A 26,658-nucleotide genomic window follows, 5' to 3' on the forward strand; every position below is an offset into this window, starting at 1 on the left:
GACATCACTGCCGGGATGTTACTGCCCGGAAGTTTCTGCACGGACGTCACTGCCGGCCGTACGTATCGTCGAAGCGCACGATGTCGTCTTCGCCGAGATACGAGCCCGACTGCACTTCGATCAGTTCGAGCGGCATCTTGCCCGGGTTCTCCAGGCGATGCGACACGCCGAGCGGGATGTACGTCGATTCGTTTTCCGACAGCAGGAAGGTTTCTTCGCCACGCGTGATGCGCGCGGTGCCGCGCACGACGATCCAGTGCTCGGCGCGATGGTGATGCATCTGCAGCGACAGCCGCGCGCCGGGCTTCACGACGATGCGCTTCACCTGGAACCGCTCGCCCATGTCGACCGAGTCGTAATGGCCCCACGGGCGATGCACCTTGCGGTGATCGGTCGCTTCGGCGCCGCGTTCCGCCTTGATGCGGCCGACGATCTTCTTCACGTCCTGCACGCGCGACTTGTCGGCCACAAGCACCGCGTCGGGCGTCTCGACGACGACGAGGTTCTGCGTGCCCACGCAGGCGACGAGCCGGCCTTCCGAATGCGCGAACGTCGATTCGGCGTCCTCGAACAGCACGTGGCCGCGGCCGACGTTCTCGGCGTTGTCCTTCGGCAGGATCTGCCAGATCGCGTCCCACGAGCCGACGTCCGACCAGCCCGCATCGAGCGGCACGACGACGCTCTCGCACACCGACGGCAGGCTCGCGAGCGGCTCCATCACCGCGTAGTCGATCGAGTTCGACGGCGACGCGGCGAACGCGTCGCGATCGACGCGGAAGAAATCGCCGTCGGTCTTGCCTTGCGCGATTGCCTGTTCGCAGGCCGCGTAGATCGCCGGTTCGAAATGGCGGATCGCATTCAGCCACACCGACGCGCGGACGATGAAGATGCCGCTGTTCCACCAGTATTCGCCGGACGCGACATATTGCTGCGCGAGTTCGAGATGCGGCTTTTCGACGAAGCGGTCGAGGCGCCGCACGTCGAGATTGCCGGTTGCGGCGGCGCCGAGCGGGCTGCCGACGCGGATATAGCCGTAGCCGGTTTCCGCGCGGTTCGGCACGATGCCCATCGTCGCGATCTTGCCTTGCGCCGCGCACTGCACGCCGGCGGCCACGGCCGCATGAAAGCGCGGCAGGTCGGCGACCGCGTGGTCGGCGGGCATCACGGTCATCACCGCATCGTCGCCGCCGGCCACGATGCGCAGCGCGGCGAGCGTCAGCGCGGGCGCGGTGTCACGGCCGAGCGGCTCGAGCATGATCGTCGCGCGCTTGCCGGCGATGCGCAGCTGTTCGGAGGTCGTGAAGCGATGGTCCTCGCCGCAGACGATCAGCACGTCGTCGTTCAGCGGATGGCCGGACGAAAGTCCGTCGAGGCGGCACGCGGTCGACTGCAGCAGCGAATGGTCGCCGAGCAGCCCGATCAGCTGCTTCGGATAGTGTTCGCGCGACATGGGCCACAGCCGCGTGCCGGAGCCGCCGGCGAGGATCACCGGCTGCACCGCGACGCGCGAGCCTGCGGATGCGGCGGCGGAGGAAGATTGGCGCGTATCGGCTGCCACGGCCGGAGCATTCATGATGGCACTCCTCGAGTGATGTCAGTGCCTGTCGTTGTAGCATGAAGTAAATCGACAATAAAACCGGGCGATTCGCTCGATATTCGTTGCCTTATCGTCAGGGAAAATTTTCCGCGACTCTCTGCCGGGTGTCTCCCGGGTAAATAAAAAAATAAAAAATAATTCCGTGAATTCCCGTATGACGCCCGCCGGTAAAGGCGGAGAGCGGCGTGTAACGAACCTGAAACCATCGATATTTCTTGCGACTTCGGGAAAACATGCCGATATAAATACCCGGCCGCGCGGCAAGAATTTCCGATTAATTTTCGAAATACTTGTAGCTTGCCGGAGGTATTTTCTTCCCGGTTCAATAGCGGTCATGCAACGTTTGAATCGAATGCGCGGCACGGGCTGCGCAAGGAGCAGTTCGGCAAACGCCTGTCCAAAGAGGAAGCGAACATGTTGAGCGTGCTGGCGAGAGTCATCGACATCGCGATGGTCGTCATGGGGGGCCTGATCGCCGCTGCGCTGCACGGCGGGCGCATCGTCTGGCTCGACGACCTGCAGCGCACGATGGTGCTGTTCGACTGCCTGCTTGTCGTCGTGTTTTTTCCCGCGCTCGGGATCTACCAGTCGTGGCGCGGCAAGCGGCTCGTCGCGCTGATGGGGCGCGTCGCGTTCGCGTGGCTCGCGGTGGAGCTCGCGGGCATCCTGATGAGCTTCAGCTTTCACCAGTCGGGCGACCTGTCGCGGCTGTGGCTCGGCTACTGGGCGGTCGCGACGATGGCGCTGCTCGCCGGCTCGAAGGCGTGCGTGCACGTCGTGCTGCGACAGCTCCGGCGCGGCGGCTACAACCTGAAGGCGGTCGCGATCGTCGGCGGCACGCCCGCGGCGCGGCGGCTGATCGCGCAGATGCGCGCCCGGCCGGAAGCGGGCTTCAACCCGGTGTGCGTGTATGACGAAGACGCGGCGACCAGCGACGTCGCGCTCGACGACGTGCGGATCGAGCGGCAGTTCGATTCGCTCGTGTGGCTCGTGAGGAGCCGCGCGATCCGCGAACTGTGGCTCACGCTGCCGATCTCGGAGGAGCGCCGGATTCACCAGCTCGTCACGGTGTTCCGCCACGACTTCGTGAACATCCGCTTCATCCCGGACGTGCGCAGCCTGTCGTTCTTCAACCAGGAAGTCGTCGAGGTGCTCGGCGTGCCGGCGATCAACCTCGCGGCGTCGCCGATCACCGACGTGCGGATCCTGCCGAAGTTCGTGTTCGACCGGCTGTTCGCGCTGGCGGCGCTCACGGCGCTCGCGCCGGTGATGCTCGCGATCGCATGCCTGATCAAGATCACGTCGCATGGGCCCGTGTTCTTCCGGCAGAAGCGCAAGGGCATCGACGGTCACGAGTTCGAGATCTACAAGTTCCGCTCGATGAAGGTGCACCAGGAAGCGGCGGGCAAGGTCACGCAGGCGACGAAAAACGATTCGCGCGTGACGCCGGTCGGCCGGTTCCTGCGCCGCACGAGCCTCGACGAGCTGCCGCAGTTCATCAACGTGCTGAAGGGCGAGATGTCCGTCGTCGGCCCGCGCCCGCATGCGCTCGCGCACGACGACATCTACAAGGATCTGGTCAAGGGCTACATGTTCCGCTACCGGATCAAGCCGGGGATCACGGGCTGGGCGCAGGTCAACGGCTTTCGCGGCGAGACCGACCAGGTCGAGAAGATGATGGGGCGCGTGAAGCTCGATCTCTACTACATGCAGAACTGGTCGTTCTGGCTCGACATCAAGATCGTCGCGCTGACGCTGTGGAAAGGCTTCACCGGCAGCAACGCGTACTGAATACCGAAAGCAGCCTGCCTGCTTTCTCCGAATTTCGAATCACTGGTCAAGGGGTCCGACACATCATGAATCTGACTATCATCGGCAGCGGTTACGTAGGGCTCGTCACCGGCGCATGCCTCGCCGACATCGGGCACGACGTGTTCTGTCTCGACGTCGATCAGACGAAGATCGACATCCTGAACAAGGGCGGCGTGCCGATCCACGAGCCGGGCCTCAAGGAAATCATCGCGCGCAACCGCTCCGCGGGCCGCCTGCGCTTCTCGACCGACGTCGAGGCCGCGGTCGCGCACGGCGAGGTGCAGTTCATCGCGGTCGGCACGCCGCCCGACGAGGACGGCTCCGCCGACCTGCAGTACGTGCTCGCCGCCGCGCGCAACATCGGCCGCTACATGACCGGCTTCAAGGTGATCGTCGACAAGTCGACGGTGCCCGTCGGCACCGCCGAGCGCGTGCGCGCGGCCGTCGCCGACGAGCTCGCGAAGCGCGGCGACGGCCAGATGTTCTCGGTCGTGTCGAATCCTGAATTCCTGAAGGAAGGCGCGGCGGTCGACGATTTCACGCGGCCGGACCGCATCGTGATCGGCTGCGACGACGACGTGCCCGGCGAGCGCGCGCGCGAGCTGATGAAGAAGCTCTACGCGCCGTTCAACCGCAACCACGAGCGCACGCTATATATGGACGTGCGCTCGGCCGAGTTCACGAAATACGCGGCGAACGCGATGCTCGCGACCCGCATCTCGTTCATGAACGAGCTCGCAAACCTCGCGGACCGCTTCGGTGCGGACATCGAAGCAGTGCGGCGCGGGATCGGCTCCGATCCGCGCATCGGCTACCACTTCCTGTATGCGGGCTGCGGCTACGGCGGCTCGTGCTTCCCGAAGGACGTCGAGGCGCTGATCCGCACCGCGGACGATCACGGCCAGTCGCTGCAGATCCTGAAGGCGGTGTCGTCGGTCAACGCGACGCAAAAGCGCGTGCTCGCCGACAAGATCGTCGCGCGCTTCGGCGAGGACCTGACGGGCCGCACGTTCGGCATCTGGGGCCTGGCGTTCAAGCCGAACACCGACGACATGCGCGAGGCGCCGAGCCGCGCGCTGATCGCCGAGCTGCTGTCGCGCGGCGCGCGCATCACCGCCTACGATCCGGTCGCGCAGCACGAGGCGCAGCGCGTGATTGCACTCGATCTCGCGAATCACCCGAGCTGGCTCGAGCGTCTCACGTACACGGACGACGAGTCGCAGGCGGCGCGCGACGCCGACGCGCTCGTGATCGTCACCGAATGGAAGGTGTTCAAGAGCCCGGACTTCACCGCGCTCGGCCGGCTGTGGAAGTCGCCCGTGATCTTCGACGGGCGCAACCTGTACGAGCCGGAAACGATGAGCGAGCACGGCATCGAATACCACCCGATCGGCCGTCCGGGCTCGCGCCAGGCGGTGGCTGCACGAATTCCGGGAGCCGCGCGCGCGAATGCGTGAGGCCCCGCTACACGCCATGTTCCGAAACATCCTGATCGTCTGTCACGCGAACGTCTGCCGCAGCCCGGCGGCGGAGCTGCTGTTCAAGGCTCACGCCGCGGTGCGCGGCGGGCCGCGCGTGACATTTCATTCGGCAGGCGTCGATGCGAACGTCGGCGACGGCATCGATCCGATGATGCGCCGGCTGCTCGCGGAGCGCGGCGTCGACGCGACGCCGCACCGCTCGCGACGCCTGTCCCGCAAGATCGTGCGCGACGCCGACCTGATTCTCGTCAGCGAGCGCGCGCAGATCGCGGCGGTCGAGTCCGTCGACCCGTTCGCGCGCGGCAAGGTGCACCTGCTTGGAAAGTGGGAGAGCGCCGAAATCGCCGATCCGCATGGCGGCCCCGAGGCCGACTATCGCGAGAGCTACACACTGATCGAACGACTGGTTCAAGGATGGCTGCAAAGACTATGCTGATTCGCTCGATGCGCCCTGTGGCGCTTTCCCTTGCGCTGACGACTTTTCTGTCAGCCTGCGCGACCGCGCCCGGCAACTACCTCGACGGCTCGCGCCTGAAGGACGAAGGTCCGACTCAGCAGGCCGAGACCTACCCGGTCCATTACATCGACGCCAAGCTGATCATGGACCAGCTCCAGCAACAGCAGCAGATGGCGCACCCGTTGCCGCCGTCGCGCTACACGGATCCGTCGCAGTACGTGTATCACGTCGGGCCGCAGGACATCCTCGGCGTGACCGTGTGGGACCACCCCGAGCTGACGACGCCGCAAGGCCAGTCGTTCTCGAGCGGCGGCAACACAACGCAGACGGTCGCCGGCGCGCTGCAGGCGCCGTATACGACGGCGCTGCCGGGCCAGGCCGATCCGTACGGCCAGACCGTCGCCGCCGACGGCACGATCTATTTCCCGTTCGTCGGCCGCATCCGCGCGGCGGGCAAGACGATCATGCAGATCCGCGACGAGCTGGCCACGAGCCTCGCGCGCTACGTGAAGAATCCGCAGATCGACGTGCGCGTGCTGTCGTACCGCAGCCAGAAGGTGCAGGTGACGGGCGAAGTGAAACAGCCGGGCCCGCTCGCATTGAGCGACGTGCCGCTTACGCTCGTCGACGCGATCTCGCGCTCGGGCGGCTCGACCTCCGACGCCGACCTGCAGCGCGTGCGCCTGACGCGCGACGGCAAGCTCTATACGCTCGACGCGCACGGTGTGCTCGACCGCGGTGAGGTGAAGCAGAACGTGATGCTGCAGCAGGGCGACATCATCAACGTGCCGGACCGCAGCGACAGCCGCGTGTTCATCATGGGCGAAGTCAAGACGCCGGTCGCGATCCCGATGCTGAAGGGCAAGCTGACGATCGCCGACGCGCTGACGTCGGGCGGCGGCGTCCTCGACACGGATGCGAACCCGCGCAAGGTCTACGTGATGCGCGGGATGCGCGACAACCCGACCAAACCGGAAGTGTTCCGCCTCGACATGACGCAGCCTGACGCGTTGATGCTGTCGAGCCGCTTCCAGCTGCAACCGCTCGATGTCGTGTACGTCGACACCGCGGGTTCGGTGCAGTTCAACCGCGTGCTGCAGCAGGTGCTGCCGACGATTCAGACGATCTTCTTCATGAGGCAGATCACGCGTTGATGAAGCGCGGGGCGGCCCCCCGCTGGGGCGGCGATCCCGCCCCGGCACCACTCAAGCGGGAACACATGATGAACACGCAAGCGAAACAATCCTACGCGGGCCTGACCGCGAAGACCGAGGAAGAAGACGTCGTACTCGGCCAGCTGATCCAGGTGATCTTCGACGACATCTGGCTGCTGCTCGGCATCGCGGTGACGGTGGTCGCGCTCGCCGGCCTGTACTGCTTCATCGCGAAGCCGGTGTACCAGGCCGACGTGCACGTGCGGGTCGAAGGCAACGACAACACGACCCAGGCGCTGACGCAGACGCAGACGGGTGCGATGATCAACAGCGGCCCGCAGCAGGCGCCGACCGATGCCGAAATCGAGATCATCAAGAGCCGCGGCGTCGTCGCGCCCGTCGTCGAGCAGTTCAAGCTGAATTTCTCGGCGATGCCGAAGACGCTTCCGGTGCTCGGCAGCCTGGCCGCGCGTCTCGCGACGCCGGGCCATCCGGCGAAGGCGTGGCTCGGCCTGCAGTCGTACGCATGGGGCGGCGAGATCGCCGACATCGACACGATCAACGTCGTGCCGGCACTCGAAGGCAAGAAGCTGACGCTGACCGCCGGCCCGAACGATACCTATTCGCTCGCCGACGAGAACGGCGGGCGGATCCTGACCGGCCGCGTCGGCGAATCCGAGCAGGGCGGCGGCGTGACGATCCAGGTGTCGAAGCTGGCCGCGCGTCCGGGCACGCAGTTCACGGTGGTCCGGTACAACGATCTCGACGCGATCACCGGTTTCCAGTCGGGCATCCAGGTGAGCGAGCAGGGCAAGCAGACGGGCGTCGTGCAGATCTCGCTCGATGGCAAGGATCCGGAGCAGACCGCGGCGATCGCCAACGCGCTCGCGCAGTCGTACCTGAACCAGCACGTGATCGCGAAGCAGGCCGAGGCGACCAAGATGCTCGACTTCCTGAAGGGCGAGGAACCGCGCCTGAAGGCCGATCTCGAGCACGCGGAGGCCGCGCTGACGCAGTACCAGCGCACGTCGGGCTCGATCAACGCGAGCGACGAGGCGAAGGTCTACCTCGAAGGCAGCGTGCAGTACGAACAGCAGATCGCCGCGCAGCGCCTGCAGCTCGCGTCGCTCGCGCAGCGCTTCACCGATTCGCATCCGCTCGTGATCGCCGCGAAGCAGCAGCTCGGCGAACTGCAGGCCGAGAAGGACAAGTTCGCGAACCGCTTCCGCAGCCTGCCGGCGACCGAAGTGAAGGCCGTGCAGCTGCAGCGCGACGCGAAGGTGGCCGAGGACATCTACGTGCTGCTGCTGAACCGCGTGCAGGAGCTGTCGGTGCAGAAGGCCGGCACGGGCGGCAACATCCACCTCGTCGACTCGGCGCTGCGTCCGGGCGATCCGGTCAAGCCGAAGAAGGTGCTGATCCTGTCGGCCGCGGTGTTTCTCGGGCTGATCCTCGGCACGGGCGTCGTGTTCCTGCGCCGCAACATGTTCCAGGGCATCGAGGATCCGGACCGCATCGAGCGCACGTTCAACCTGCCGCTGTACGGGCTCGTGCCGCAGAGCGCCGAGCAGGTGCGCCTCGACGCGACGGCCGAGAAGAGCGGCGGCCGCACCCGCCCGATCCTCGCGAGCCTGCGTCCGAAGGACCCGAGCATCGAGAGCCTGCGCAGCCTGCGCACCGCGATGCAGTTCGCGATGATGGACGCGAAGAACCGCGTGATCGTGCTGACCGGCCCGACGCCGGGGATCGGCAAGAGTTTCCTGACGGTCAACCTCGCGGTGCTGCTGGCGCACTCCGGCAAGCGCGTGCTGCTGGTCGACGCGGACATGCGCCGCGGCGTGCTCGAGCGCTACTTCGGCCTCACCGCGCAGCCGGGCCTGTCCGAACTGCTGAGCGACCAGTCGGCGCTCGAGGAGGCCGTGCGCGAAACGCCGGTGCCGGGCCTGTCGTTCATCGCGGCCGGCACGCGCCCGCCGAACCCGTCGGAGCTGCTGATGTCGACGCGCCTGCCGCAATACCTCGAGGGCCTCGGCAAGCGCTACGACGTGGTGCTGATCGATTCGCCGCCGGTGCTCGCGGTGACCGACGCGACGATCATCGGCCGCATGGCGGGCTCGACGTTCATGGTGCTGCGCTCGGGCATGCATACCGAAGGCGAGATCGCCGATGCGATCAAGCGGCTGCGCACCGCCGGTGTCGACCTGGAAGGCGGCATCTTCAACGGCGTGCCGCCGAAGACGCGCGGCTACGGCCGCGGCTATGCGGCTGTCCATGAATACCTGAGCGCCTGACGGCTTCGAATACGGACTGGAGAACCCACGATGAAGATTTCCGTGCTCGTTCCGACCTACCGGCGTCCCGCCGACCTCGCGCGCTGCCTGCTGGCGCTGCAGCGTCAGCAGCGCTTGCCCGACGAAGTGATCGTCGTCGCGCGCCCGGAAGACGACGCGACGCACGAGCGCCTCGCCGATCCGTCCGTCGGCGGCATGCTGCCGCTGCGCATCGTGCCGGTCGACGTGCCGGGGCAGGTCGCCGCGCTGAACAAGGGGCTCGACTCGGCGCACGGCGACATCGTCGCGATCACCGACGACGATGCGGCGCCGCATCGCGACTGGCTCGCGCGCATCGAGTCCGCGTTTGCCGCCGATCCGCGCGTCGGCGCCGTCGGCGGACGCGACTGGGTGCACGAGAAAGGCCGCGTGCTCGACGAATCGCGCGAGCGGGTCGGCCAGCTGACCGCGTCCGGCAAGATCATCGGCAACCACCACCTCGGCGTCGGCGGTGCGCGCGAGGTCGACATGCTGAAGGGCGCGAACATGAGCTATCGGCGCGCGGCGATCGAACGGCTGCGTTTCGACACGCGGCTGCGCGGCGCGGGGGCGCAGGTACATAACGACATGGCGTTCAGCATGGGCGTGAAGCGTGCGGGCTGGAAGCTCGTGTACGACCCGCTCGTCGCGGTCGATCACTACCCGGCCGAGCGCTTCGACGACAACCGGCGCGATGCGGCGTCGCTGAACGCGGTCAGCAATTCCGCCTACAACCTGCACCTGATCCTGCGCGAGCATCTGCCGCCGCTGCGCCGCGAAATCGCGTGGTGGTGGTACACGGTCGTCGGCACGCGCGTGTATCCGGGCCTCGCGCACGTGGTGCTCGCGCTGCGCTCGGCCGACGGCGACCGCGTGCGCGAACACTGGCGCGCGGTGCGCCGCGGCGCCCGCGATGCCCGCCGCGCGAACCTTGCCTCCCACCGCGCGGCGATGCCGCCGGTGACGTCTTGAACGGGCTGCGCGCGTTTCGCGCGGCCAACCCCGGAGGGCTCGCATGACTGCCACGAAAGTGCACGTCCATCTGTTTTACGGCGCCGATCCGCGTACGTACCGGAAAGGCGACGACATCGGCTGCCTGTACGGCTATCACCACGCCGAATCCGACGAATTCAAGCTGACCTACTCGCAGGACACGCGCGAGAACCGCATCGTCAGCATGGCGCGCCGCGCGCTGAAGGCGGCGCTCGGTTTCGATGTCGTCCACGCGTGGCGCAACCGCGCCGCGCTGATCGATACCGACGTGATCTGGACGCACACCGAGCAGGAGCACCTCGCCGCGTCGATGATCCTGAAACTCGCGGGCGCGCGGGGCAAGCGGCCGCTGCTGCTCGCGCAGAGCGTGTGGCTGTACGACAAGTGGGCGAGCTTCGGCGCGCCGCGCCGCTGGCTGTATCGCAAGCTGCTCGCGCGCGCCGACGTGCTGACCACGCTCGCGCGCGACAACGCGGAGCTGTGCCGCCGCTATCTGCGACGCGACGCGCAGTTCGTCTACTACGGGCTGAACACGCAGGATTTCCCGATCAGTGATCCTCAACAGTGGCGGCCGAACCGGCCGCTGCGGATCGCGGCGATCGGCAACGACCGCGATCGCGACTGGCGGACCTTCCTCGCGGCATTCGGTGGCGACGACCGCTACGAAGTGCGGCTCGCGACGCGCCGCCGCGTGCCGCGCGAATGGCACGCACCGAACGTGAAGATCGGCTCGGCATCGGGGCTCGCGAAGCAGCACGAGCTGTATGCGTGGGCCGACCTGATCGTCGTGCCGCTGCGGCCGAACTTCCACGCGTCGGGCATCACCGTGATGCTCGAGGCGGCCGCGGTCGGCAAGCCGATGATCGTGTCCGACGTCGGCGGGCTGCGCGACTACTTCCCGCCCGACACGGCCGCGTACGTGCCGCCGTTCGACGCGCAGGCGATGCGCCAGGCGGCCGACCGCTTCGTCGCGGAGCCGGGCGTTGCGCTCGCGTGCGCGCAAGCCGCGGCGACGCGCCTGCGCGAGCATGACCTGACGACGCAGGCGTTCGCCGCGCAGCACGTGCGGATCACGCGCGATCTGCTGCGCCAGCGCCGCACGCCGGCGGCGGACGTGTCGATGCCGCTCGCCGATTCCCGACCGTCGTCGCAGTGAGCGCAGCGTCATGAGTACGTCGATTGCTGCTCCGTCCGCACCATCCCGCTCGCGGGGCTGGTTCGCCGAACCGAAGCACTGGGCCGGGCAGGCCGGGCTGTGGACCGTCACGGCCGCGCTGATCGCCGCGCACCAGGGCTCGGTCCTGACGCTCGCGTTCCCGGCGCTGTCGATCGCGGTGGGGCTGTGGCTGTATTTCAAGAGTCCGGCGCGCTACGTCGGCTTCATGTGGTGGGTGTGGTTCCTGAGCCCCGAGGTGCGGCGTCTCGCCGACTGGTCGAAGGGCGCGTATACGCCGACGAGCCTGATCCAGATCGCGCCGCTCGCGGTGACGATGATCGCGGGCCTCGGCCTCGTGCGGCATTACCGCGCGCTCGCGCAGCAGCGCGGCATTCCGGTGCTGCTGATCCTGTTCGGGCTCGCCTACGCGTACCTCGTCGGCATCGTGTCGAGCGGCGTGATGGCGGCGACCTACGACCTCGCGAACTGGGTGTACCCGGTGCTGATCGGTTTTCACATCATGGTCAACGCACGCGACTATCCCGAGTACCGCGACGTGCTGCTGTCGACGTTCATGTGGGGCATGCTCGTGATGGGCGCGTACGGCGTCGTGCAGTACTTCGTGATGCCGCAGTGGGACGTGCTGTGGATGGTCGGCTCGCAGATGAGCTCGCAGGGCGAGCCGGTGCCGTACGGCGTGCGCGTGTTCAGCACGATGAACTCGTCCGGGCCGTTCGCGTTCGCGATGATGGGCGCGCTGGTGTTCGTGCTCGCGGCGCCGCAAAAGATCCGCTGGGTCGCGGGGGCGGCAGGCTTCCTGTCGTTCGCGCTGTGTCTCGTGCGCTCGACGTGGGGCGGCTGGGTGATCGCGCTCGCGATCCAGCTCGTGCAGTCGAGCAACCGCGTGCGGATGCGGATCATCATCAGCGCGGTCGTGCTGGCCGGGCTGTGCGTGCCGCTCCTGACCGTCGGGCCGGTCGCCGACCGCCTCGGCGCGCGCCTGCAGTCGATCACGAACCTGAAGGACGACCGCAGCTACGACGACCGCAACAAGTTCTACGCGACCTTCGCGGAGACGGCCTTTACCGACGTCGCCGGCGAAGGGATGGGCGCGACGGGCGCGTCGACCAAGCTGTCGAGCGACAGTGGCGAGCTCGGCAAGTACGGCAGCTTCGACAGCGGCGTGATGAACGTGCCGTTCGTGCTCGGCTGGCCCGGCACGCTGCTCTATCTCGCCGGCATCGTGCTGCTGCTCGGCCGCACGCTGCGCGCGGCATTCAAGCTGCGCAAGGACAAGTTCGTCGGCGCATGCCTGAGCCTGTGCCTGTCGGTGTTCGCGATGCTCGTGTTCACGAACTCGCTGATCGGCACGGGCGGGCTGCTGCTGTTCACCGCCATTTTTTCGATTCTATCCGCGGCGCACTGGCAGAAGGCCCGGCGCCAGACCGCCGCCGCATACTCACGGGGAGCCGAGCATTGAGAATCGCGATCGTCACGCATGTCGTGCGTCACAACGACGGGCAGGGCCGCGTCAACTATGAAATCGCCCGCGCGGCGCTGGCCGAGAACTACGAGGTGACGCTCGTCGCGTCGCATGTCGCGCCCGAGTTGCTGGCCGACCACCGGGTGCGCTGGGTGCCGGTGAAGGTCGGGCGCTTCTGGCCGTCGAACCTCGTCAGGCAGCAGGTGTTCGCGCTGAAGAGCGCGTGGTGGCTGCGCACGCATCGCGCCGAATACGACGTGCTGCATGTGAACGGCTTCATCTCGTGGATCAAGGCCGACGTGAACACTGCGCACTTCGTGCATGGCGGCTGGTTCAAGAGTCCGTACTACCCGTTCGGGCCGACGAAGGGGCTGTGGTCCGCGTATCAGTATGTCTATACGCGCGTGAACACCGCGCTCGAACGCTGGGCGTACCGGCGTTCGCGCGCGATCACCGCGGTGTCGCAGAAGGTCGCCGACGAGATCGGCGGGCTCGGCATCGACAGCCGAAAGATCAGCGTGATCTATAACGGCGTCGATGGCAGCGCATTCGCGCACGCGGCGCCCGATTGTGCGGCGTTCAAGCTGCCGGCCGACGCGTTCCTGCTGTTGTTCGTCGGCGACTTGCGCACGCCGCGCAAGAATCTCGGCACGGTGCTGAAGGCGCTGACGAAGCTGCCGGAGAACGTGCATCTGGCGGTCGCGGGCTACCTGCCCGGCAGCCCGTATCCGGACGAGGCGCGCGCGCTCGGGCTCGACCGGCGCGTGCACTTCCTCGGGCTCGTCAAGAACATGCCGACGCTGATGCAATCGGTCGACGCTTACGTGTTTCCTTCGCGTTACGAAGCGATGAGCCTGTCGCTGCTCGAGGCGATGGCGGCCGGCCTGCCGGTCGTCACCGCGCGCACGGCGGGCGGCGCCGAGATCATCACGCGCGAGTGCGGGATCGTGCTGGACGACCCCGACGATCCGGCCGCGCTCGCGCAGGCGATCGCGTCGCTCGCGGCGTCGCGCGACACGTGCCGCGCGATGGGCGACGCGGCACGCGAACTGATGACCCGTTTCGGCTGGGCGCACATGGGCGCCCAGTACATCGCGCTTTACCGGCGCATGGGCCAACCCTCGCAGCCGAGCGCATTCCAGCGCGTCGAGCATGCGGTCACGCAGGAGCAGTCCTGATGAATCAATCTTCCCGGCCGATCAAATCGCTGCAAATCGGCATGCACTGGTTCCCCGAACGCGCGGGCGGCCTCGACCGGATGTACTACTCGCTCGTCGGCGCGCTGCCGGGCGCGGGCGTCGCGGTGCGCGGGCTCGTCGCCGGCTCGGAAAAGGTCGCGAACGACACCGGCGGCGCGATCCGCGGCTTCGGCCCCGCATCCGAGCCGCTTGCGCGCCGGATGCTGGCCGCGCGCCGCGCATTGCGCGACGTGATCCGTACCGAACGGCCCGACGTGATCTCGTCGCATTTCGCGCTGTACACGTTCCCCGGTCTCGACGTCACGCGCGGGATACCGCAGGTGTCGCATTTCCAGGGCCCGTGGGCCGACGAGAGCCAGGTCGAAGGCGCCGCGTCGCTCGGGCAGCGTGCGAAGCGCTATCTCGAGCAGGCCGTCTATGCGCGCTCGTCGCGGCTGATCGTGCTGTCGCAGGCCTTCGGCCAGATCCTGACGAACCGCTACGGCATCGATCCGGCGCGCGTGCGCGTGATCCCGGGCTGCGTCGACACCGCGCAGTTCGACACGCCGCTCACGCCCGGCGACGCGCGGCACCGGCTGCAGCTGCCGCAGGACCGGCCGATCGTGCTCGCGGTGCGGCGGCTCGTGCGGCGGATGGGGCTCGAGGATCTGGTCGACGCGATCGGCCTCGTCAAGCACCGCCACCCGGACGTGCTGCTGCTGATCGCAGGCAAGGGCAAGCTCGCCGAGGAACTGCAGCAGCGCATCGACGCGGCGGGGCTCCAGGACAACGTGAAGCTGCTCGGCTTCGTGCCCGACCAGCACCTCGCGGCGCTGTATCGCGCGGCGACGGTCAGCGTCGTGCCGACAGTCGCGCTCGAAGGCTTCGGCCTCATCACGGTCGAATCGCTCGCGTCCGGCACGCCGGTGCTCGTCACGCCGGTCGGCGGCCTGCCGGAGGCCGTGGCGGGGCTGTCCAGCGATCTCGTGCTGCCGTCGACGGGTGCGGATGCGATCGCGGAAGGGCTCGGCGCCGCGCTGTCGGGCGCTATCGCGCTGCCCGACGAAGCCGCGTGCAAGCGCTATGCGCGCGACCACTTCGACAACGCGGTGATCGCAAGGCGGGTCGCCGACGTGTACGACGAGGCGATCCGCGCCGGCTGAGCGTGCCACGCTCGGCCGGCGCGTACGCGCAGCGCGATGGGCTCCACACTTGCGGCGGCGGTTCGCATCGGCAGGCCGCGCGGCGTCGACGGGCTGCGTCCGGCCCGTGCCGAGCGCCGCCTGACCTCGCGGCGCGTTGCGCTGCGGGTGGGCGCGCGCCCCGACGTGCGCGTGGCCGGCCGCCACGACTGCTGCCATGCGGATGCGAGCGGCCGTTGCAGCGCCGAAGCCGTGCTGGATGCGGAGCGGCTGCTGTCCGCAGCCGGCCGGCCGCACGGCCGCGACGCGGCCGGCGTCAGCGCGCGCGCTTCAGCGTGGCCGCCCAGAATCCGAGCGCGGCGACGCTCACCGCCGCGCCGAGCACACAGACGCCGGTCCAGCCGGCGCGTGCATAGACCAGCGTCGACATGATCGCGCCGAGCCCGCTGCCGGCCGAATAGAACAGCATGTAGCAGCCCACGAGACGCGCGTGCGCGTCGGGGCGGGTGCCGAGGATCATGCTCTGGTTGACGACGTGGGCGGCCTGCCCGCCGACGTCGAGCAGCACGATGCCGACGACCAGCAGCGGGATCGACGTCGTCGTGAACGCAAGCGGCAGCCACGACACCGCGAGCAGCGCGAGTGCGATGCCGGTCGTCGCCTGTCCGCGCCCGCGATCGGCGAGCCGTCCCGCACGGGCGGCGGCAGCCGCGCCCATCGCGCCGACGAGGCCGAACGCGCCGATTGCCGTATGCGACATCGCATGCGGCGGCGCGCTGAGCGGCAGCACCAGCGCACTCCAGAAGATGCTGAACGCCGCAAACATCAGAAGCGCGATCGTGCCGCGCACCTGCAGCACGCGATCGCCGCGCAGCAACGACACCATCGACCGCAGCAACGCCGCGTAGCCGACGCCGGCACGCGGCGTGCGCATGTCCGGCAGCAGCCGCGACAGCACGACGAGCATCACGAGCGCGAATGCACCCGACGCGAGATACACGGCACGCCAGCCCGCGACGTCGGTCACGACGCCGGCTAGCGAACGCGCGGCCAGCAGGCCGATCACGACGCCGCCCTGGGCCGCGCCGACCACGCGGCCGCGTTCGACGTCGCCCGCGAGCGCGGCCGCGCAGGCGATCAGGCCCTGCGTCATCGCGGTGCCGAGCAGACCGACGCCGGCCATGCCGGCCAGCAGCGCGACGCGCGACGACGACGCGGTGACGCCGACGCAGGCCAGCGCCAGCAGCACCAGTTGCGCGCCGATCAGCCGCTTGCGGTTCAGCAGGTCGCCGAGCGGCACGACGAACAGCAGCGCAAGCGCGCAGCCGAGCTGCGTCGCGGTGATCACGCCGCCGACCTCGGCGTGCGGAATGCCGAAGTCGCGCGCGATCGAATCGAGCAGCGGCTGCGCGTAATAGACGTTCGCGACACTCGCCGCGCAGCACACGGCCAGCAGCGCGACTTGCGCGGTCGACAGTCTGCCGCCGGCGGCGGCAGCGGCAGAAGCGGCAGATGCGGCGGCAGCGGGCGACGTGCGATCCGCCGCGACCGGCGTACAGGAAGAATCCATCCGTGCTCCTCGTGTTAAGTAGTTGCAATTTGAAACTGGTGTGAGTGTAGGAAAAGAAGTTTTAAAATGCAACTTGTTATCGCGTGGGCCAGGCGCCTGCGCGCAGATGGCCGGGCGCGCTGCACAGGCGCGCCGGAGCAACAGCCGAGAAGGCGGAGAAAGCGGAGAGGAAGATGGCCAGACAGAAAAGTCTCGCGGATTCGCCGTGCCCGGTGGCACGGGCGACCGATATCGTCGGCGACCGATGGGCGCTGCTGATCGTGCGCGACGCATTCGACGGTGTGCGCCGTTTCGGCGATTTCCGGAACAGCCTCGGGGTCGCGAGCAACATCCTGTCGGACCGGCTCAGGATGCTGGTGGAGGCTGGCGTGTTCGAGGTCGTGCCCGCGTCGGACGGCACCGCGTATCAGGAATACGCGCTGACGAAGCAAGGCGAGGGGCTGTTTCCGGTCATCGTGATGCTGCGGCAGTGGGGCGAGGCGAACCTGTTCGAACGCGGCGAAAAGCACTCGGTGCTGATCGACCGCAAGACCGGCCGCGCGATCCGGAAGCTCGCGCTGCGTGATGACGACGGACGGCCGTTGAAGGCGGCGGATACGTTCGTCAGGAAGGTGGAAGTGGACGGCGACGGCGTCGCGCGCTGAGCAGCGGCGCGCGTCAGTCGATTGCGTGCGCCGTACGTGCGGCGCGCGATGCGGGAGCCGCCGCATGCGCGTCGGGCCGGACGGCAGATGCCAGCGCGGCGCCCGCGATCAGCAGCGCGGCCGAGATCGCGGTTTCGATCCGCAGCCCGTTCGCGACGTGCAGCGCGCCGGCACCGCCCGCCATTGCGCCGAACGCCGCGACGCCAATCGCGCCGCCTGCCTGCCGCGCGGTATTGAGGACTGCAGACGCGATCCCGGCGCGTTCGGGCGCGACTGACGCAAGCACGGCGGTCGTCATCGCCGGCACCGCGAGCCCCATGCCTGCCGGTATCAGCAGGAACGGCACGAGCAGCGCGGCGAGCGGCGTTGCCGCATCCACCCGGTGCAGCAGCCCGTAGCCGAGCGCGGCGACGAGCGCGCCCGCGATCATCGGCGCGCGCGGACCGTGGCGCGCAACGATCCTGCCGCTCGCGATGTTCGACAGCAGGAACCCGCCCGTCAGCGGCAGGAACGCGAGCCCGGCCTGCAACGGCGATTCGCCGCGCACGCGCTGCAGGTACAACGCGAGCACGAACACGGTTCCGTAATACGTGAGGTTCACGCAGACGCCGAACAGCACTGCCGCGCTGAACGTGCGGCCGCGGAACAGTGATAGCGGCAGCATCGGCGCGGCGGCGCGCGCTTCGGCCGCGACGAACGCGAGCGCGGCGACGCCCGCCAGCGTGAAACCGCCGATCACGGCCGGATGCGCGATGCCGAGCGGCCGCCATTCGATCACGGCGCCGGTCAGCGCGGTCAGCATCAGGATCGCGAGCGTCTGGCCGCGCAGGTCGAGCGCGCGCGTGGCCGACCGTGTTGCGTGGTGGGTCGCGGGTGCGCCGTTCGCTGCGGGCCGCGGCTTGGCCGGCACCCACATCGCCGTTGCCGCGAGCCCGGCCGCGCACAGCGGCAGATTGACGAGGAAGATGCCGCGCCAGCCCCATGCGGCGATCAGCAGGCCGCCGACGACCGGGCCCGCGGCGATCGAGATCGCGCCGGCGGCGGTCCACCATCCGACCGCCTGCGCGCGCAGCCGCGGGTCGTGGCGGCTCGCATCGTTGAGCAGCGCGAGCGAGTTGGGCAGCATGGCTGCAGCGCCGACGCCCTGCAGTGCGCGGGCGGCGATCAGCATCGCGGGCCCGGTCGCGGCGCCGCACGCGAGCGATGCGAGCGCGAACAGTGCGATGCCGGCGCCGTACATGCGGCGCGCGCCGAAGCGGTCGCCGAGCGCGCCGCCCGACAGCATCAGCACCGCGAACGCGAGCGTATAGGCGTCGACGACCCATTGCAGGCCGGCGACGCTCAGATGCAGATCGGCGGCGAGATGCGCGAGCGCGATGTTGACGATCGTCACGTCGAGCTGCGTGACGACGAAGCCGACGCTGACGGTCGCGACGATGCGTGCCAGTGCGGGCGGGAAGGCGGGGGCGGGGTTCGGTGTGTTCATGTCCGCATGGTAGGACGGTGCGGGCGGCCGACGTTTCATTCTCTCGTGAAGTGTCGATACGCGGCCGCACAACCGCTCAACCGCTCAACCGCGATCGATGACGAATCGGTGACGGATCAATGACGGATCAATGCCGCTCGCCGCGCCACCGCCCCGGCGCGATGCCGAAGCGCTTCGTGAACGCGTGCGTGAACGCGCTCTGGTCGGCGAAGCCGACCATTCCGGCGATGTCCGCAAGCGGATGCCGTCCGTCGGCGAGCAGGATTACCGCGGTGTCGAGCCGCAGCCGCTGCAGATAGCGATGCGGCGTTTCGCCGAACGCTTCGACGAACAACTGGTGAAACCGGCGCATCCCGTAGCCGCAATGCGCGGCGAGATCGGCGATACGCAGCGGCTCGGCGAGCCGCGCACGCAGCCACCGGTCGATGCGCGCGAAATCGAGGCCCGACGCAGCCGCGGCGAGGCCGCTTTCGCCGAGCAGCGCGCCGCACAGTTGCGCGGCGGCCTGCCACTGGAAGCGACGCGCGGCCGCGCGTTGCGCATCGCTTGCCGGCTTGCCGGCCGATTCGCCGGCAAACCCGCCGGCAAGCCCGCCGGGCTGCACGGCGACGGCCGCCGCGAACCGCGCGACGAGTGCGGTCAGGTCCGGATCGATCGATACCGCGCGCGCGGTATCGAACAGCCGCTGCGGCACCGCGAGCGACGCCGCGGGCAGGTCGAGCACGAGCTGGCGGTTGTCGCCGAGGCCCGCGTAGTCGTGACGCGAACCGGCCGGAATCAGCCATGCGGCGTGCCGGTCGATGCGCTGGCCGACGCCGTCCACCGCCATCACCATCGCGCCGTCGACGCCGAGCACGACCTGGTGAAAGTCGTGCACGTCCGACGCTTCCGACGCGTCGTAGCGGCGCAGCGCAATGGCGGGGGACGGGATGCGTTCCATCGGGCGGACGGCGGACAGCCGCGTCAGACGTCGAGCAGCTCGACTTCGAACACGAGCGTCGCGTTCGGCGGAATCACGCCGCCCGCGCCGCGCGGACCGTAGCCGAGTTGCGGCGGAATCGTCAGGCGGCGCACGCCGCCGACCTTCATGCCCTGCACGCCTTCGTCCCAGCCCTTGATGACCATGCCGCCGCCGAGCACGAACGCGAACGGGTCGTTGCGGTCCTTGCTCGAATCGAACTTCTGGCCGTCGGTCAGCCAGCCGGTGTAGTGCACGCTGACGGTCCGGCCTGCTACCGCTTCGGCGCCGGTGCCTTCGGTGAGATCTTCGTACTTGAGGCCCGATGCGGTCGTGATGACTGCCATGACTTCTCCTGAAAGGGGTTGGGTAAAACCGCTATTGTAGGCGAGCGGACAGTGAGCCGGCTGGCGCGATCGTCGCTGGAACGCCCGTTTGAAACGAACGGCAACCGCGCGGCAGACCACGCAGCGGGCGAATGGGGCCCGGTGCCGGAATTCCAAACGCGGCACGGTGAAAATCGTGTGAAAAATGCCTGCGAAAGGACGTGGCGTGGCGTACCGTATGCGCGAGCTGCACCGAATGCGGCAGCTTGCGCTTCATGTAGCTCCTGCGCGACCCGACGCGGCTGGCCGGCTCGGTCGACGGCTACCGGCAGATGTGGGTCTGGCATGCGCTCGAGGAAACCGAGCACAAGTCGGTGTCGTTCGACGTGTGGAACACGGTGATGGAACCGGGCGCGCGGCGCTACCTGATCCGCATCGGCGTGTACCTCGCGACGACGCTCACGTTCTGACCGACTGTGTTCCTGTTGCACGTGACGCTGCTGTGGCGCGACCGCGCGGCCGCGCCGCGCTTGCCGCGCGTTGTGCCCTCGCGTCAGCCGGTCAGGTCTGAGGATTGACCGGAATCAAGCGTATTTCTCGCCGCGCCGCCGCGCGGCGTTGCGCGGCGGATCGGACCTGCAACGGGTGCGAGCCGATTCGTTGTGTCCGCAATGCGTTGCGCGGGGCCGCAAGCGCCGCCCGCACCACCGGGATAACCCTCCAGCCACCGGGATAACGTCCGGCACCACCGGGATAACACCCATCTAGCCGCTTTGCGCCGGCGTCGATATACCGCTCAAGGCAGGAAGCATTACGATGCGAATGCTGCGCGGGGTATTTTATTCAGACGGAAATCCGGCGAATATGTGGGTTCTGACGTCTGGTCTGTCGCACGCTGCGGCGGCGAGCCGAAGCGCGATACCAACGCTGAGCGGGGAACAACGATGGTTTCAAAGTCACCCGATTCAACCAGGGCGACGGCGCCCGACGTGGCGCCGGTGTCCGTGACCGCGCCCGAAGCCGGTCGCAAGCTGTTTGTGATCGCGCGTTCGCCGGAGGAGCCGCTGCTCGACCAGTTGCGCGCGCTCGGCTGGGAGATCGCGATCGCGAAGACGGCCGGCGCCGCGCAGAACATGACCGCCGGCGCGAGTGTCGCCGCGGGCCTGATCGACTTCACCGGGTTCACGTCGCGCGATTACCCCGCGCTGAAAGGATGCCTGAGCCAGCCTGCGATCGGCTGGATCTCGATCGCGCGGGCCGGCGTGTCGATCGGCGCGGCGGTGCGCGAGATGATCCGCAGCTACTGCTTCGACTACGTCACGCTTCCGCTTCCTTACGAATGGATCTCGCACGTGCTCGGCCATGCGCGCGGGATGGCCGCGCTCGACCGCGTCGACGGTGCGGCCTACGCAGCGGCGATCGGCGAACACGGGATGATCGGCAACTGCGAGGCGATGCAGCAACTGTTCAGCACGATCCGCAAGGTCGCGAAGACCGACGCGAGCGTGTTCATCTCGGGCGAATCCGGCACCGGCAAGGAGCTGACCGCGCTCGCGATCCACGAACGCTCCGGCCGCGGCAAGGGGCCGTTCGTCGCGATCAACTGCGGCGCGATTCCGCATCACCTGCTGCAATCCGAACTGTTCGGCTACGAGCGCGGTGCGTTCACGGGCGCGAACCAGCGGCGCGCGGGGCGGATCGAGTCCGCGAACGGCGGCACGCTGTTCCTCGACGAGATCGGCGACATGCCGCTCGAAAGCCAGGCGAGCATGCTGCGCTTCCTGCAGGAAGGGAAGATCGAGCGGCTCGGCGGGCAGGAATCGATTCCGGTCGACGTGCGGATCATCTCGGCGACGCACGTCGATCTCGACGGCGCGGTCGAGGCCGCACGCTTCCGCGCGGACCTCTATCACCGCCTGTGCGTGCTGCGCATCCACGAGCCGCCGCTGCGCGCGCGCGGCAAGGATATCGACATCCTCGCGCACTACGTGCTGCAGAAATACAAGTCCGACAGCGGCCGCAAGATCAGCGGCTTCACGTCGGCCGCGCTCGACGCGATGCGACGCTACGAATGGCCAGGCAACGTTCGCGAGCTGATCAACCGCGTGCGGCGCGGCATCGTGATGGCCGAGAGCCGGCTGCTGACGCCGCACGATCTCGGGCTCGAGACGCCGGGCGAAACCGAGCCCGTCACGCTCGAGCAGGCGCGCGCGCTCGCGGAGCGCACCGCGATCGAGAATGCGCTGCTGCGCAACGATCACCGGATCAACAAGGCAGCCGCCGAGCTCGGCATTTCGCGCGTGACGCTGTACCGGATGATGATCGAGCACGGGCTCAACGATCACGACAATGGCGACAACGGTGACAACGGCGGGAAGGGCGGCACGCCGCCCGGGCATCCGCCGGACGATGAGGGACATCAGCGGGTCGGTTGACGGGATTCGTGTCCGTTCGTTGCCGTCGGGTCGGACACGGGCGCGCGTGCAGTTGCGCGTCGCGCCGGCCGGGCCGTGCGGCATTCGTCACAGCGTCGCGCCGGCCGGGTCGTGCGGCATTCGTCACCCGTCGCACACGCCGGCCGACGTCCGCACGGCCGCGGTGTGCGTTCGGTCGATCACACGGCGGTCGCCGCCTTCAGGTGGCGGCGTGCGATGACGGCCAGCAGTGCGGCGAGCACGAAGGGTGCGCACTGCGGCCAGGTGCCGGTCGTCGTGGCGGCGAACGCGTGCGCGGGAATGAGCCACGTGGCGATCAGCGCGGCTTTTTCGAGCCTGTCGGCGCCATGCCGCGCGTAATCGGCGGTCAGGATCGCGACCGGCAGCGCAAGCCACGCGAGGTCGTAGTAGATGAGGTACGGCTGCACGAGGATCGTCGCGACCGCCAGTGCGGCGGCGGACAGCGCGAAACGGGCGTTCGTGCGCCAGAGCCAGATGCAGGTCGCGACCACGCCGCCGCCGACGGCGGCATGCGCGAGATACGACGTGCGAACGGACGCGCCCGCGACGCGCGCGATCGCAAATACGGTCGGCGCGCCGCGAATGGTAGCGAGCGAATTTTCCGCGACGACGTGCTGAAATTTCGTGAGCGCGTGCGCAAACGCGACGAATGTGTCGGTACCGAATGCGAGCCAGACCAGCCCGACATAGAGCAGCGAGAAGAACGCGGCGGACGCGAGCGTCGTCCAGTGCCGCCGGCACAGCAGGAACAGCGGGAACAGCACGCCGAGTTGCGGCTTGATGCAGAGCAACGCGATACAGGCGCCGGCGACGACGGGCCGCCGGCCGATCAGCAGCAGCGCCGTTCCGCCGATCGCCAGCGTGAGCAGCGCATTCTGCCCGGACACCAGCGCGAGCCACATGCCGGGGAACGCGAGCGCGGGCAGCAGCCAGCGACGGTCCATCGGCGCGACGGCCGCCCGGACGAGCAGCAGATAGCACGCGATGCCGAGCGCGGACCATGCGACGATCGCAACGCCGAAAGGCAGCGCGGCGATCGGGTAGATCGTGAACAGGAAAGTCGGCGGGTAGGCGAACGGTTCGAACATCGGCGGGTAGACCGACTGCTCCACCGCGCGAAGCCATGCCCAGTTGTAGGCGCTGGCAGGGCCGTGATGGATCGCGAGGCTCGATGCGCTCCAGTACACGACGAAGTCCCACGCGAGCATGGGTATGTCGCGCGCCTTCAGCACGACGTGCTGCCACCACCACATCGCGACCAGGATGCACTGGCAGCCAAGCAAGGTGCCGGCATATATCGCGATTCGCTGCGGCGTCAGCCATCCCGTTTCCGGCGGGTACGTTGCGGGTCTCGCGGGCGATGACATGGCTTGCTCCCGGATAGAGAGGGACAGCAGTTCCATAGGGTGGACGGCCGGAATCGATGCCGGGCCGAAGCCGCACAGCAGAATCGGAATCGCGGCGTCCGCATGCGGGCCCGCGCGCGCTCGATCGCTGCACCGCCGGCAACCGCGGCGCATTCCGTCACGTCAAGTCACGTCACGTCACTTTACGTCACGCGTCGTCCGTGCCCGCCTCGCGGTACGTCCACAGCCGGTGCAGCACGAACGTCACCGGCGGCACGAACAGCACGACCGCGACGATGCTCCACCCGGGCGCGAGGCCGAGCGCCTCGGTGCCGCGCGCGAGCAGCATCGTCTCGACGAGGCCCGACACCGCCACGAGCAGGAAGCGCAGCAGATTGCTCCACTGCACGGTCGACGAAAAGCTCCACAGCGTGTTTGCGAGATACGAGAACACGGTCGCGACGACGAACGCGACCGCGTTTGCGGTAACAGGCGACGCATCGAGCAGCGCGAACATCGCGGACGCGACGAGCGTATGGATCGCGGTCGAACAGATGCCGGAGACGCCGAAGCGGAACAGTCGGGCGCGTTCGGCGGCATAGAGGGAACGGATCACGGGTGGCTCCGGAACGGAAGTCAGCGTGCGGCGACGCGGTGGTGGCGCGCCAGCGTGCGGCGGCGCGCGAGATCGGCGCGCGCGGCGGCCGCGGCCTGGCGCAGCGAATCGCGCGATACGGGCAGCGCCGACACCTTGCTGCGCGCCTGGTAGCGGCGGCGCACGAGGTACACGGGCCGCTCTTTCGACTCGTAGTATATCCGCCCGATGTACTCGCCGATCACGCCGATCCCGACGAGTTCGATGCCGCCGATGAACAGCACGACCGAGATCAGCGACGCATAGCCGGGCACCGGATTGCCGAACGCGAGCGTGCGGCCGATGATGTACGCGCCGTACACGAACGCGAGCGCGGCGATGCCGAGCCCGATGTAGGTCCAGCTGCGCAGCGGCACCGTGCTGAAGCTCGTGATGCCTTCGAGCGCGAAGTTCCACAGCTTCCAGCCTGAGAACTTCGAGTGGCCGGCGCTGCGCGGATCGCGCTGGTATTCGACGATCACGGTCCGGTAGCCGACCCACGCGAACAGCCCTTTCATGAACCGGCGCCGCTCGGGCAGCGCGCGCAGCGCGTTGACGACCTGGCGGTCCATCAGCCGGAAATCGCCGACGTTCTCCGGCAGCTTCACTTCCGACAGCGCGTTGTGCACGCGGTAATAGAGCGCGGCCGCGGTGCGCTTCGCGAACGAATCGCACGCGCGGTTGGTGCGCTTCGCGGCGACGACTTCCGCGCCGTTGCGCCAGTGTTCGATCATCACCGGGATCAGGCTCGGCGGATCCTGCAGGTCCGCGTCGAGCGGGATCACCGCGTCGCCGGTCGCTTCGTCGATGCCCGCGGTGAGCGCGGCTTCCTTGCCGAAGTTGCGCGTGAGATCGATCACGCGCACGCGCGTGTCCGTCGCGCCGATCGCGATCAGGCGGTCGAGCGTGTCGTCGCGGCTGCCGTCGTTGATGCAGACGATCTCGAAGCGGATCGCGTCGATCGCGACCATGACCGGGATCACGACGTCGAAAAAGCGCTCGACCGCTTCGCCTTCGTTGTAGAACGGCACGACCAGCGAAATGAGCGGTTTCTGGACAAGTGCGCGCATGATGTTCCCCCTGTGAACGCCGCTTCAGTGGCGGCTGCCATGCGGCAGCACCGGGCGGTCGAGTCGATGAAGCCGCGGCGCCGCGTCGTGCGGCCTGGCGGCATGTGCGAAATCGGTGTCGGTCGCGCTGTCGTGCGCGTCCGGCAGGCACGGCGCTTCATGGCGCTCGCGCGAGATGCGCGCGACGAGCAGCGCGAGCGTCGCGAACGTGACGATCGGCATGAACTGGACGTGCAGGTGGTCGACGAGCTTCGCGCTTGCGAGCGGCATCAGCCACAGCAGTACGAGCCATTCGCGGTCGAAGCGCCGCCAGCCGTGCGAGAACGCATGGCGTGCGTACCACGCGATCACGATGCCGTACCACGCGAGGTCGTAGTCGAACAGGTACGGGCTCACGAGTAGGCTCGCGCAGACGAGCGTCGCCGCGCGCAGTGCATACGTGCAGTCGCCGCGCCACGCGTAGCACACGGCTGCAATGGCGACGAGTACCGACACGGCCTCCAGCCCCTTGGTCGCGATCGCGGGCCAACCTGCGAGCATCGACATCGCATACAGCGTCGGGATGCGCGCGAGGATTGCCGGGCTGGTGCCGACCGCCTGATACGTGCCCGATACGCCGTGAAGGAAGCTGAGCCATGCGGCGGGCCCGAACGCGAGCGTCGCGAGCGCTGCGCCGCCGGCGACGGTCGCGACCCACGCGGCCAGTGCGCGCCATTGCGCGGCGCAGAGCAGCGCGAGCGGGAATAGAATCGCGAGCTGCGGCTTCACGGTGAGCAGGCCGAAGCAGACGCCCGCGGCAACAGGGCGCCGCTGCAGTGTCAGCAGGCCGAGGCCCGCCAGCGCGGCGGTGAGCAGGCTGTTCTGGCCGACGAGCGTCGCAAAGAACGCGCCCGGGAACGCGAACGCGCACAGCATCGCGGTGCGGCGCGGCACGATCGCGCCGCACACGGCGACGAACAACGCATACGCGCCGCCGAGCCACAGCGCGGCGGCGAGCGCGTAGGGCAGCCAGCCGAGCGGCAGCACCCACAGGAGCATCGTGGGCGGATAGAGCCATGGCAGACCGGCGTGCATTTCATGCATCGCCGGGATCGCCTGAAATTCCACCATGCCGACGGCTGTGTACTGCCATGCGTCGAGCGCGTGGCCGTGCGCGGCCAGCCACGCGGCGCTCCAGATCGGCGTGAAATCGAGCGTCAGCCGGGGCAGCCCCGCGCTGTGCGGGCCGAACAGGCGCACGACGTATGCGCCGACAAAAGCGAAATAGCAGAACAGCATCGCGTGCGAATACGCACGCATGCGCGGCTCGGTGAGCCAGTGCGGACGCCGGCGCGGCCCGGCGGCGGGCAGCTCGGGATGGACGTCGACATGCAGCAGGGCGGGGTTGTGGCGGTGGAGGCGCATCG

21 protein-coding genes and 1 pseudogene are annotated in these 26,658 nt (G+C 68.4%); 13 read left to right on the forward strand and 9 right to left on the reverse strand.

Annotated features, from left to right (window positions below; all coding sequences use genetic code 11):
- Positions 1-46: 46 nt before the first annotated feature.
- Entirely contained in the window at positions 47-1,573 is a 1,527-nt protein-coding gene (locus tag DID96_RS17140) for a mannose-1-phosphate guanylyltransferase/mannose-6-phosphate isomerase (protein WP_124600472.1), read from the reverse strand.
- 438 nt (positions 1,574-2,011) lie between these two features.
- Here DID96_RS17140 and DID96_RS17145 point away from each other — a divergent pair, with 438 nt between their 5' ends.
- From DID96_RS17145 to DID96_RS17190, 10 genes are all read left to right on the forward strand, one after another.
- Positions 2,012-3,388: an undecaprenyl-phosphate glucose phosphotransferase gene (locus DID96_RS17145; protein WP_124600473.1), complete on the forward strand. Its 1,377-nt coding sequence runs from the start codon at positions 2,012-2,014 to the stop codon at positions 3,386-3,388.
- A gap of 65 nt (positions 3,389-3,453) precedes the next feature.
- Positions 3,454-4,866: a UDP-glucose/GDP-mannose dehydrogenase family protein gene (locus DID96_RS17150; RefSeq protein ID WP_124600474.1), complete on the forward strand. Its 1,413-nt coding sequence runs from the start codon at positions 3,454-3,456 to the stop codon at positions 4,864-4,866.
- Between the two features lie 16 nt (positions 4,867-4,882).
- Positions 4,883-5,326, forward strand: coding sequence for a low molecular weight protein-tyrosine-phosphatase (locus DID96_RS17155; protein WP_124600475.1), 444 nt, complete (start codon positions 4,883-4,885; stop codon positions 5,324-5,326).
- Positions 5,320-6,501, forward strand: a complete 1,182-nt coding sequence (locus DID96_RS17160) for a polysaccharide biosynthesis/export family protein (protein ID WP_124600551.1) — start codon at positions 5,320-5,322, stop codon at positions 6,499-6,501. The genes DID96_RS17155 and DID96_RS17160 overlap by 7 nt, the downstream gene beginning before the upstream one ends.
- A gap of 65 nt (positions 6,502-6,566) precedes the next feature.
- Complete coding sequence (locus tag DID96_RS17165) at positions 6,567-8,792, forward strand: polysaccharide biosynthesis tyrosine autokinase (RefSeq protein ID WP_124600476.1); 2,226 nt, start codon at positions 6,567-6,569, stop codon at positions 8,790-8,792.
- Positions 8,793-8,822: 30 nt separating this feature from the next.
- Positions 8,823-9,782 (forward strand): glycosyltransferase family 2 protein, encoded by a 960-nt coding sequence (locus tag DID96_RS17170; RefSeq protein ID WP_124600477.1) that lies wholly within the window; start codon positions 8,823-8,825, stop codon positions 9,780-9,782.
- A 43-nt stretch (positions 9,783-9,825) separates the two neighbouring features.
- A complete protein-coding gene (locus DID96_RS17175; protein ID WP_124600478.1) occupies positions 9,826-10,959 on the forward strand; it encodes a glycosyltransferase family 4 protein in 1,134 nt (377 codons plus the stop codon).
- A gap of 10 nt (positions 10,960-10,969) precedes the next feature.
- Positions 10,970-12,439, forward strand: coding sequence for an O-antigen ligase (locus DID96_RS17180; protein ID WP_124600479.1), 1,470 nt, complete (start codon positions 10,970-10,972; stop codon positions 12,437-12,439).
- Positions 12,436-13,620 (forward strand): glycosyltransferase family 4 protein, encoded by a 1,185-nt coding sequence (locus DID96_RS17185; RefSeq protein ID WP_124600480.1) that lies wholly within the window; start codon positions 12,436-12,438, stop codon positions 13,618-13,620. Before DID96_RS17180 ends, DID96_RS17185 begins: the two co-directional genes overlap by 4 nt.
- Positions 13,620-14,783 carry a glycosyltransferase family 4 protein gene (locus DID96_RS17190; RefSeq protein WP_124600481.1) on the forward strand — a complete coding sequence of 388 codons (1,164 nt, stop codon included), beginning with the start codon at positions 13,620-13,622 and terminating at the stop codon, positions 14,781-14,783. Before DID96_RS17185 ends, DID96_RS17190 begins: the two co-directional genes overlap by 1 nt.
- Positions 14,784-15,078: 295 nt before the next feature.
- Here DID96_RS17190 and DID96_RS17195 read toward each other — a convergent pair whose 3' ends face one another.
- Positions 15,079-16,332: an MFS transporter gene (locus tag DID96_RS17195; protein WP_124600482.1), complete on the reverse strand. Its 1,254-nt coding sequence runs from the start codon at positions 16,330-16,332 to the stop codon at positions 15,079-15,081.
- A gap of 173 nt (positions 16,333-16,505) precedes the next feature.
- Here DID96_RS17195 and DID96_RS17200 point away from each other — a divergent pair, with 173 nt between their 5' ends.
- Complete coding sequence (locus DID96_RS17200) at positions 16,506-16,976, forward strand: helix-turn-helix domain-containing protein (protein ID WP_124600483.1); 471 nt, start codon at positions 16,506-16,508, stop codon at positions 16,974-16,976.
- Between the two features lie 13 nt (positions 16,977-16,989).
- Here the strand turns inward: DID96_RS17200 and DID96_RS17205 are convergent, their stop codons facing one another.
- The 3 genes from DID96_RS17205 to DID96_RS17215 all read right to left on the reverse strand — a co-directional run bounded on the left by DID96_RS17205 (position 16,990) and on the right by DID96_RS17215 (position 19,767).
- Positions 16,990-18,462 (reverse strand): MFS transporter, encoded by a 1,473-nt coding sequence (locus DID96_RS17205; protein WP_124600484.1) that lies wholly within the window; start codon positions 18,460-18,462, stop codon positions 16,990-16,992.
- A gap of 127 nt (positions 18,463-18,589) precedes the next feature.
- Entirely contained in the window at positions 18,590-19,402 is an 813-nt protein-coding gene (locus DID96_RS17210; protein ID WP_124600485.1) for an AraC family transcriptional regulator, read from the reverse strand.
- Positions 19,403-19,425: 23 nt separating this feature from the next.
- Positions 19,426-19,767, reverse strand: coding sequence for an FKBP-type peptidyl-prolyl cis-trans isomerase (locus DID96_RS17215; protein ID WP_124600486.1), 342 nt, complete (start codon positions 19,765-19,767; stop codon positions 19,426-19,428).
- Positions 19,768-20,027: 260 nt separating this feature from the next.
- On the opposite strand from DID96_RS17215, the pseudogene DID96_RS17220 reads away from it, so the two are divergent.
- Together DID96_RS17220 and DID96_RS17225 are read left to right on the forward strand one after the other, a co-directional pair.
- Positions 20,028-20,213, forward strand: a pseudogene (locus tag DID96_RS17220) (metal-dependent hydrolase); the annotation flags it as partial.
- A gap of 477 nt (positions 20,214-20,690) precedes the next feature.
- Positions 20,691-22,181 (forward strand): sigma-54 dependent transcriptional regulator, encoded by a 1,491-nt coding sequence (locus DID96_RS17225; protein WP_124600487.1) that lies wholly within the window; start codon positions 20,691-20,693, stop codon positions 22,179-22,181.
- 179 nt (positions 22,182-22,360) lie between these two features.
- Here the strand turns inward: DID96_RS17225 and DID96_RS17230 are convergent, their stop codons facing one another.
- The 4 genes from DID96_RS17230 to DID96_RS17245 all read right to left on the reverse strand — a co-directional run bounded on the left by DID96_RS17230 (position 22,361) and on the right by DID96_RS17245 (position 26,656).
- Entirely contained in the window at positions 22,361-23,569 is a 1,209-nt protein-coding gene (locus DID96_RS17230) for a glycosyltransferase family 87 protein (RefSeq protein ID WP_124600488.1), read from the reverse strand.
- 187 nt (positions 23,570-23,756) lie between these two features.
- A complete protein-coding gene (locus DID96_RS17235) occupies positions 23,757-24,164 on the reverse strand; it encodes a GtrA family protein (protein ID WP_124600489.1) in 408 nt (135 codons plus the stop codon).
- Between the two features lie 20 nt (positions 24,165-24,184).
- The gene (locus tag DID96_RS17240) at positions 24,185-25,252 is read right to left on the reverse strand and encodes a glycosyltransferase family 2 protein (protein WP_124600490.1); all 1,068 of its coding nucleotides are present in this window, start codon (positions 25,250-25,252) and stop codon (positions 24,185-24,187) included.
- Between the two features lie 24 nt (positions 25,253-25,276).
- Positions 25,277-26,656 carry a glycosyltransferase family 87 protein gene (locus DID96_RS17245; protein WP_124600491.1) on the reverse strand — a complete coding sequence of 460 codons (1,380 nt, stop codon included), beginning with the start codon at positions 26,654-26,656 and terminating at the stop codon, positions 25,277-25,279.
- Between the last annotated feature and the right edge of the window lie 2 nt (positions 26,657-26,658).

The organism is Burkholderia sp. Bp8963, from assembly GCF_003854275.1.
Lineage (GTDB): Bacteria > Pseudomonadota > Gammaproteobacteria > Burkholderiales > Burkholderiaceae > Burkholderia.